This is a genomic window from Microvirga soli (assembly GCF_016734765.1).
GTDB lineage: Bacteria > Pseudomonadota > Alphaproteobacteria > Rhizobiales > Beijerinckiaceae > Microvirga > Microvirga soli.
This window is the reverse complement of record NZ_JAERQE010000025.1, coordinates 66,494-73,971: the sequence shown is the minus strand read 5'-3', so window position 1 is coordinate 73,971 and position 7,478 is coordinate 66,494. Positions and strand designations below refer to the sequence as shown.

6 protein-coding genes and 1 pseudogene are annotated in these 7,478 nt (G+C 60.0%); 3 read left to right on the top strand and 4 right to left on the bottom strand.

All coding sequences use genetic code 11. From position 1 onward, the window contains the following. Nucleotides 1-209 (bottom strand): annotated as a pseudogene (locus JKL45_RS19205) (IS110 family transposase); the annotation flags it as partial. A 502-nt stretch (nt 210-711) separates the two neighbouring features. On the opposite strand from JKL45_RS19205, the gene JKL45_RS19200 reads away from it, so the two are divergent. Beyond that, nucleotides 712-2,268 carry an ABC transporter substrate-binding protein gene (locus tag JKL45_RS19200; protein ID WP_246498687.1) on the top strand — a complete coding sequence of 519 codons (1,557 nt, stop codon included), beginning with the start codon at nt 712-714 and terminating at the stop codon, nt 2,266-2,268. Between the two features lie 439 nt (nt 2,269-2,707). On the opposite strand, the gene ocd is transcribed toward JKL45_RS19200, so the two are convergent. Both ocd and rocF read right to left on the bottom strand, forming a co-directional pair. Beyond that, nucleotides 2,708-3,769, bottom strand: coding sequence for an ornithine cyclodeaminase (ocd, locus tag JKL45_RS19195; protein ID WP_201863193.1), 1,062 nt, complete (start codon nt 3,767-3,769; stop codon nt 2,708-2,710). Between the two features lie 3 nt (nt 3,770-3,772). Then, complete coding sequence (gene rocF, locus JKL45_RS19190) at nt 3,773-4,723, bottom strand: arginase (protein WP_201863192.1); 951 nt, start codon at nt 4,721-4,723, stop codon at nt 3,773-3,775. Between the two features lie 121 nt (nt 4,724-4,844). Here rocF and JKL45_RS19185 point away from each other — a divergent pair, with 121 nt between their 5' ends. Continuing rightward, complete coding sequence (locus JKL45_RS19185) at nt 4,845-5,282, top strand: Lrp/AsnC family transcriptional regulator (protein WP_201863191.1); 438 nt, start codon at nt 4,845-4,847, stop codon at nt 5,280-5,282. A gap of 87 nt (nt 5,283-5,369) precedes the next feature. Then, nucleotides 5,370-5,762, top strand: coding sequence for a RidA family protein (locus JKL45_RS19180; protein WP_201863190.1), 393 nt, complete (start codon nt 5,370-5,372; stop codon nt 5,760-5,762). A gap of 23 nt (nt 5,763-5,785) precedes the next feature. On the opposite strand, the gene JKL45_RS19175 is transcribed toward JKL45_RS19180, so the two are convergent. Continuing rightward, nucleotides 5,786-7,300: a sensor domain-containing diguanylate cyclase gene (locus tag JKL45_RS19175; RefSeq protein WP_201863189.1), complete on the bottom strand. Its 1,515-nt coding sequence runs from the start codon at nt 7,298-7,300 to the stop codon at nt 5,786-5,788. Nucleotides 7,301-7,478: the final 178 nt, after the last annotated feature.

The window sequence follows — 7,478 nt, the reverse complement described above, 5'->3', positions numbered from 1 at the left end:
CCGAGGCCGGCAAGGCCATGGAAGAGCATCGGCGCCATGCGGCCGGTCTCGAGCACGATCGTCTGGCAGGCGGGTGCTGTCTCCAGCACGGTGGCGATCGCTTCTGGGGTGCTGGAGGCCTTCGTCTCCAGAACGACAGCTCCGTCCCGCTCGACCACACAGATGTGGGTCTCGTTCATCGAGACATCTAAACCAGCGTAGTAGTCCATGGCTGCTCTCCTGTGCACGTGGCCAGCCGATGTTATCGGCATCCAGGGAGAGCCGCCCCATTACCCAATGTTGAAAAACTCCTGAACGCTGCTTCGTCCATCTATTACTAGCGTCAGCGGGCCAGATCAGGCCCAGCATTTTGTATACTGAGCGCGCGAAAAACGGCAGTTGCGGAGTTTTTCAACAGCATCGACCCAGAGCAGAAGTTCGCGAAGGGCAGGGGATCGTCGCTGCCTGACTCCCAAGAGACCTCCGCAGAAATGAGTCTCGCCTAGTTCCGCTCGATCATGCGAGTGGAGCATGAATCAATTTTGCTCCGTTCTGTCGGTCCCACTCCAGTGCCGCCGCGAGACGCCATTGATCTTATCTCCACTGGACCAGGTCCGGAACTCCTGCCACGCTGTGCCATCCAGCCGTTGAGCCGGAGCCAACGCAATGCGTGAACCGCCAGGGGAGAACAATTTGATGATACGGAATAGCGTATTTATCTCTGCCGCAGCGATGCTGCTCACGGGACTGTCCGTGCCCACCCTCGCAGCATCGCTGCGCTATGCGAACCAAGGCGACCTTAAGTCCCTCGACCCTTATACTCTCAACGAGACAACCACGAATGCCCATCTGGGGCATGTTTACGAGGGCCTGACGCGGCGCGGAAAGGACCTCGCGGTTCAGCCGGCCCTCGCGGAGCGCTGGGAAATCAGCGATGATGGGCTGACCTGGCGCTTCTTCCTGCGCAAAGGCGTCAAGTTTCACAACGGCAACGATTTCACTGCGGATGACGTGATCTTCTCGGCCACCCGGGTGCGGGCGCAGGGCTCGAACTTCACGACCCGCGTGCCGACCAGTGCCGAGCTTGTGAAGGTCGATGACCATACGGTTGACGTGAAGCTCAAAACCCCCAACCCGATCCTGAACTCCCAGTGGGACACCTGGTACATCATGGACAAGGAATGGGCGGAGGCGAACAACGCCACGGCTCCAACACCTGCTGCTGCCACAACTCCAAGCTTCTCGTCGCTGAATGCGAACGGGACCGGTCCATTCAAGATCGAAAGCCATCAGGCCGGCGTGAAGACGGTCTTCAAGCCGAACCCTAGCTGGTGGGACAAGCCAGAGCACAATCTTGATGAAATCGTCTTTACGCCCATCGCGAGTGACGCCACCCGCGTCGCAGCGCTCCTATCAGGCGAGGTTGATGTCATCGAACCGGTTCCCGTACAGGACATCGCGCGCGTCAACTCCTCCCCGAATGCCCAAGTGCTCACAGGGCCGGAACTCCGGACGATCTTTCTCAACATGGACTCGGCCCGTGACGAGCTTCTGTTCTCGAACGTGAAGGGCAAGAACCCATTCAAGGACGTGCGGGTTCGGGAGGCCTTCTTCAAGGCGATCGACATCAATCTTATTCGCGATCGCGTCATGCGGGGATTGTCCACACCTTCGGCACTGATGATCGCGCCTGAACTTTTCGTCTACTCAAAGGATTTCGAGCGTCCGAAGTATGACCTCGAGGGTGCCAAGAAACTTCTTGCCGACGCCGGCTACCCGAACGGGTTCGAGGTCGGCATGGACTGCCCGAACGACCGCTACGTCAATGACGAAGCGATCTGTCAGGCCGTCGTCAGCATGCTGGCTCGCGCAGGTGTCAAGATAAACCTGACGGCCCAGCCGAAGGCCCTCTACTTTGGGAAAGCCGGCAAGTCGGGCGGCTACACCACCTCGGTCTCGCTGCTCGGCTGGACCCCTGGCACCTTCGACAGCCACAACGTTCTCTATGACGTCATGGGCTGCCGCGACGTCCCTGGATCAAGCCGGGGTGAGACCAATTACGGTGGGTACTGCAACAAGGATCTTGATGCCGTGACCGATCAGGTCTTGGTCGAAACGGATCCTGAGAAGCGCAATCAGCTGATCAAGAAGGCTTTTGAAATCGCAACCAAAGACTACGGCCACATCCCGCTGCACCAGCAGTCACTCGCTTGGGGCGTCTCGAAGAAGGTCAAGCTCGTCCAGCGAGCCGACAACCAGCTCCTGTTCTATTGGGCGAAGAAGGAATAGCCCGCTAGGCAGAAGGGTACTCACCTTATTGGAGCAAACATGCTTCACAAGGCAGGATCTCCTCACTGGCCATCGTTAGGCACGTGAGGAGATCTTCTGTCATCCGTTTGCAAGTTTCCGATTGGCAGGCAGCTGAACTATCCGCGCGGCGCCCGAATGGATAGCTGGCGAGTGTCGATCCGGGTGTAAACAGCGGAATGAGACACAGCAGGAGGCTTCCTCACCAAGCAGCGGCACATCGTGCGCTGATTTGGGAGAGGAAGCATCGATTGTGTGAATGGAGGAATGTCTGCGCCTGGCCCTAAGCTGAGATTATCTGGAATCTCAGTGTTAGCCGAAAGAATAGAGGCGGAAGGTCAGGGTCGAAAGATAAGGGATTGGCGGTATCGGTCCTCCGCTACCACTGCAAATTTAAGATCCTACAATCCTTTGCTAGAACTCACGCCGCATTCGGCGTCGCGGCCGCGCGCAGCAGCATGCCGAAGAGATCGCGGGGTTCGTCAGGGTCGGCCAGGAGGTCGAGTTCGTCGTAGAGGCCCGTCTGCTCGATCTGGCGTTTAACGTAGCGTAGGGCCGAAAAATCCTCGATGGCGAAGCCCACGGAGTCGAAGAGGGTGATCTGCCGGTCGCCCGTGCGGCCGGGCTCAAGACCTACAATCACGCGCCAGAGTTCATGAACCGGATAGTCTGACGGGAGCTGCTGGATCTCGCCTTCAATGCGGGTCTGCGGCGGATATTCCACGAAGATATCGGAGCGCTTCAGGATGTCGGCGTGCAACTCGGTCTTGCCGGGGCAGTCGCCGCCGACCGCGTTGATATGAAGCCCTGAGCCGACCATGTTGTCGGTGAGGATCATGGCGTTCTGCTTATCGGCCGTGACGGTCGTGACGATCGGGACGCCTTCCATGGCTTCCTCTATGGAGTTGCAGACCGTGATGCCAAAGCCGAGGCCCGCGAGATTGCGCACGCATTTCGTGCTGGCCGAGCGGTCGATGTCGTAGAGCCGTAAGGTATCGACGCCGAGGAGCGCCTTGAACGCCAAAGCCTGGAACTCGGCCTGTGCGCCATTGCCAATGATCGCCATGGCGCGGGCTCCCTTGGGAGCGAGGTGCTTGGCGGCGACCGCCGATGTGGCGGCGGTGCGAAGCGCTGTGAGGATGGTCATCTCAGTCAGGAGCACGGGATAGCCGGTTGCCACATCGGCCAGCACGCCGAAGGCCGTCACGGTCTGGCGTCCCTCGCGGGTGTTCTTAGGGTGCCCGTTCACATACTTGAATCCATAGACCTCGCCGTCGCTGGTCGGCATGAGCTCGATCACGCCCTCCCGGCTGTGCGAGGCCACGCGCGGGGTCTTGTCGAAGGATTCCCAGCGCCGGAAATCAGCCTCGATGCATTCCGCAAGCTCCAGCAGGAAGCGCTCCACGCCAATAGCGAGAACGAGCTTCATCATGTTGTCGACACTGACGAAGGGGACGACGTTCAGTTTCAGTTTCAGGTTCATGGCTCAGTGCGCTTTCGGCGTGTGACGATAGCTCTGGGTCGGGCGGTCGAGCACGCGCCGGCCCATGAGGCTTGAGACGAGGTCGACCATCAGAAGAGCCGTGCGCCCGCGCTCGTCGAGGAAGGGGTTGAGCTCGACCAGATCGATGCTTCTCACCAAGCTGCTGTCGTGAAGCATCTCCATGATGAGATGAGCCTCACGGAAGGTGGCGCCGCCAGGAACGGTTGTGCCGACTCCGGGAGCAATGCCGGGATCGAGGAAGTCCACGTCCAGGCTCACGTGAAGAATGCCGTCGGCGGCCGCCACGCGCTTGAGGAAGGCGTCGAGCAGCGGCGCGACACCGTTCTCGTCGATGGCGCGCATGTCGTGGACCGTGACGCCAACTGTCGCAAGAGCGGCCCGTTCCGCCGGGTCGACGCTGCGGATGCCGATCATACAGACGTTCTGAGGGTTGAGCGGGTTGCGGACATCCGGGAAGTAGCCATTGAAACCCTTAAGGCCCGTCGCATAGGCCATCGGCACCCCATGAAGGTTGCCGCTCGTTGTCGTCTCCAACGTGTGGAAATCAGGGTGAGAGTCGAGCCAGAGGACGAAGAACTCGCGGCCTTCCTTGGCGGCCCGGCGGGCGAGACCCGTCATGGAGCCGGCAGACAAGCTGTGATCCCCGCCGATGAAGATCGGCATGCCGTCGCCGCCGGCCTGATAGGCGGCCTCCGCGATGGCTTCGGTCCAAGCTACCGTTTCGGCTAAGGCCTTGATGGCGCTGTTTGGGTGGCGCACTTCGCGCTGAGGCGCGGGCGCGATGTTGCCCCGGTCCTCAACCGCATAGCCGAGATTGCGCAGTTCCGTGACCAAGCCTGCCGTCCGGAAGGCGCTGGGGCCCATGTCGCAGCCAAGCCGCCCGGCGCCCTCCTGCACGGGAATCCCCAGAACGATGCACGTGGTTGACGACATTTAACTCTCCTGTCTTGCCGTCAAGCTACTGGACGGACTTGGCACAATGAACACTGAAATTTGACAAATAGAGCAGAGTTGCTGATCGTTATGGTAAGTTCCGCTAACCAAAACGGCATCCATGGACGATCTCGACCAGCGGCTGATCACGCTCCTGCGGCATAACGGGCGGCGGAGTGTCTCGGATCTTGCGATTGCGCTCGGCGCCTCGCGCGCGACAGTCCGGGCCCGAATGGAGCGTCTCGAACGGTCCGGCGACATCGTCGGCTACACGGTGATCCTCCGGGCCGATGCAGTGGCGCTGCCGGTGCGCGGGATCATGCTGATCGAGGTGGAGGGCAGGGCAGGCGACCGGGTGGTGGATGCGCTGGGCGGCTTTCCCGAGGTGAGCGCCATTCATACCACCAACGGGAAGTGGGATCTTATCGTCGAACTCGGCGCCAGCAGCCTCTCGGATTTCGACGCGATCCTACGGCGGGTGCGCCTGATTCCAGGTGTCATCGCGTCGGAGACGAATCTCCTGCTGGCAACGCCCCGCAGCACTCGCGCCAAGCTCTAGGATTGATTCCACAATAGGATCGATTCTCAGGGCTAGTAGGACGATCTCCTTCCGCTACAGTGCTGGTTGTTTTTGAAAGGGCCATCCATGTCGAAGGAAGTCGTCGAGGTTCCCATCCTGTCTGAAGGCGTGCGGAAGGTGGGCGTGCCCCTGTCCATGGTGACGAGAGCGAATGGGTTCGTGTTCGTGTCGGGAACGCCGCCGTTCAACATGGATGGCGGTGGCTTCGTGAAAGGTGACATCGAGGTGCAGACGGAGGCTTCGCTCCGGGCGCTTCAGCATTGCCTGGAAAGTGCAGGCACCTCGCTCGACAAGGTGGTGATGGTGCGGATCTATGCGGCCAATGCCGGATTCTACGGTGCCATCAATCGGGTCTATGCCCGCTTCTTTCCGGAGAACCCGCCCTCGCGAACCTTCGTTCCGGTCGCATCCTGGCCGATGGAGTTCGACATCGAGATCGAATGCATCGCCTTGGCCTGAACCGGTTGGCCTGACGATCCCAATCAGGCGGCTGCATGCGGGAGCGATGCCCTGGGTAGGGATGCATCCTCTCCGGGGCCGCTAATGGCATTGCGGCCCGCGGCTTTTGCTCGATAGAGGGCCTGATCTGCTGCTTCGAGAAGGGCGCTCCTCTCGCTCGCTCGGGAGGGCTGCGCCGAGGCGACGCCGATGCTGGCAGTCACGATGTGATAAGGGCTGCCCTCATGCACAATCGCCATCGCGTTGATGGTCTGCCGAATGCTGTCGGCGATCCTTATGGCGCCGGTCAGATCCGTCTCTGGCAGGATGACCGCAAACTCCTCGCCACCGTAGCGCGTCGCGATGTCCCGGGGTCGCCGGATGCTGCCGTTGAGGGTGCCGGCAATCGCGCGCAGAACTTCATCGCCGCGACCATGTCCGTAGCGATCGTTGAAGCTCTTGAAATAATCGGCGTCGATGGACAGCAGCGACAGGGCGGAGCCTGAACGGACCGCCTGGCGCCATTCGCGTTCGAATGTCTCACGGAAGGCACGACGGTTCGGCAGTCCTGTCAGGTCATCGGTTCTGGCGATGCGCCGAAGCTTGGTCTCGGCCCTCGTGCGGCGCTTCAGCTCACGCTGGAAGAGGAACGTCAATCCGACCACGGCACAGCACAACACCAGCGTCACCAGGCTGAGCACCAGGGCTTTCCTCTCCCAGGCTGCGAAAACATCGTCTACCGACAATGCTACGGTGAGCACGAGAGGGTACTTTTCCAATCGGCCAAAGGAGATGATGCGGTGCACGCCATCGATGGGCGATACCGAGTCGAATGTGCCGGACTTGTCCTTCAGGAGGCGCTGGACATGGGGAGAGCCGCCCAAGTCCTGGTTGATCTGGTTCGCGTCGAAGGGGTAGCGGGTCAGCAGGACGCCGTCGCCTCGGAAGAGATTGATGGCTCCCTGCTGGCCCAAGCTCAGGTGTTCGAACCGCTGATTGATGGTGTTCAGGGCAATCGACCCCATGACCACGCCGGCAAAGCCGCCATCGGCATCGGACAGTCGTCGGCTGATCCCGATGCTGAACTCGCCATGGGGAGCCCTGCTGCGATACGGGCGGGTCACATAGAGACCGAGGTGATGTGCGTTCTTGTGAGCCGTGAAGTACTCGCGGTCCGAGACGTTGAGTGACCGCGAGGCGATCATCGGGCCTGCATCGGCAATCAGGTTGCCGTTTCGATCGACGAGCAGGAGCGCTGCCATGAAGTTCGCCGAAGCCACGCGGTCGAACAGCATTCGGTACTGAAGATCGGGAGACAGTTGATGGAAGCCGAGATGGCGGAGACCCTCCATCGCGCCCTTCAAGGACAGATCGAGGAGTTCGAGATTGCTGTCGAGATCTCGGACGATGGTGGTCAACACGTTCCTGGAGGATTTCTCAGCCTCCTGCCACGTGCCGAGCCGATCCATCCAGAGAGTGTGGGCGGAAATCCCAAGGATGCCGAGGGCAATCACGCCTGCGATCAGGTGCAGATAAACTTCTGATAACAGGCGTTTCATTCGGATGCGCAACGATCTTGTCTGAATTTATTCTATAAAGAATGAAATGAAACGAGCCAACAGAATTGTTGGCGGCATGATAGTGGCTACTGGTTTTTGTAGAGACTAGTTGTTTTCTTGCAATTTGGCTTGATGCCTGTACGGCATGAGCAACAATATATATTGTTATAAAGATACC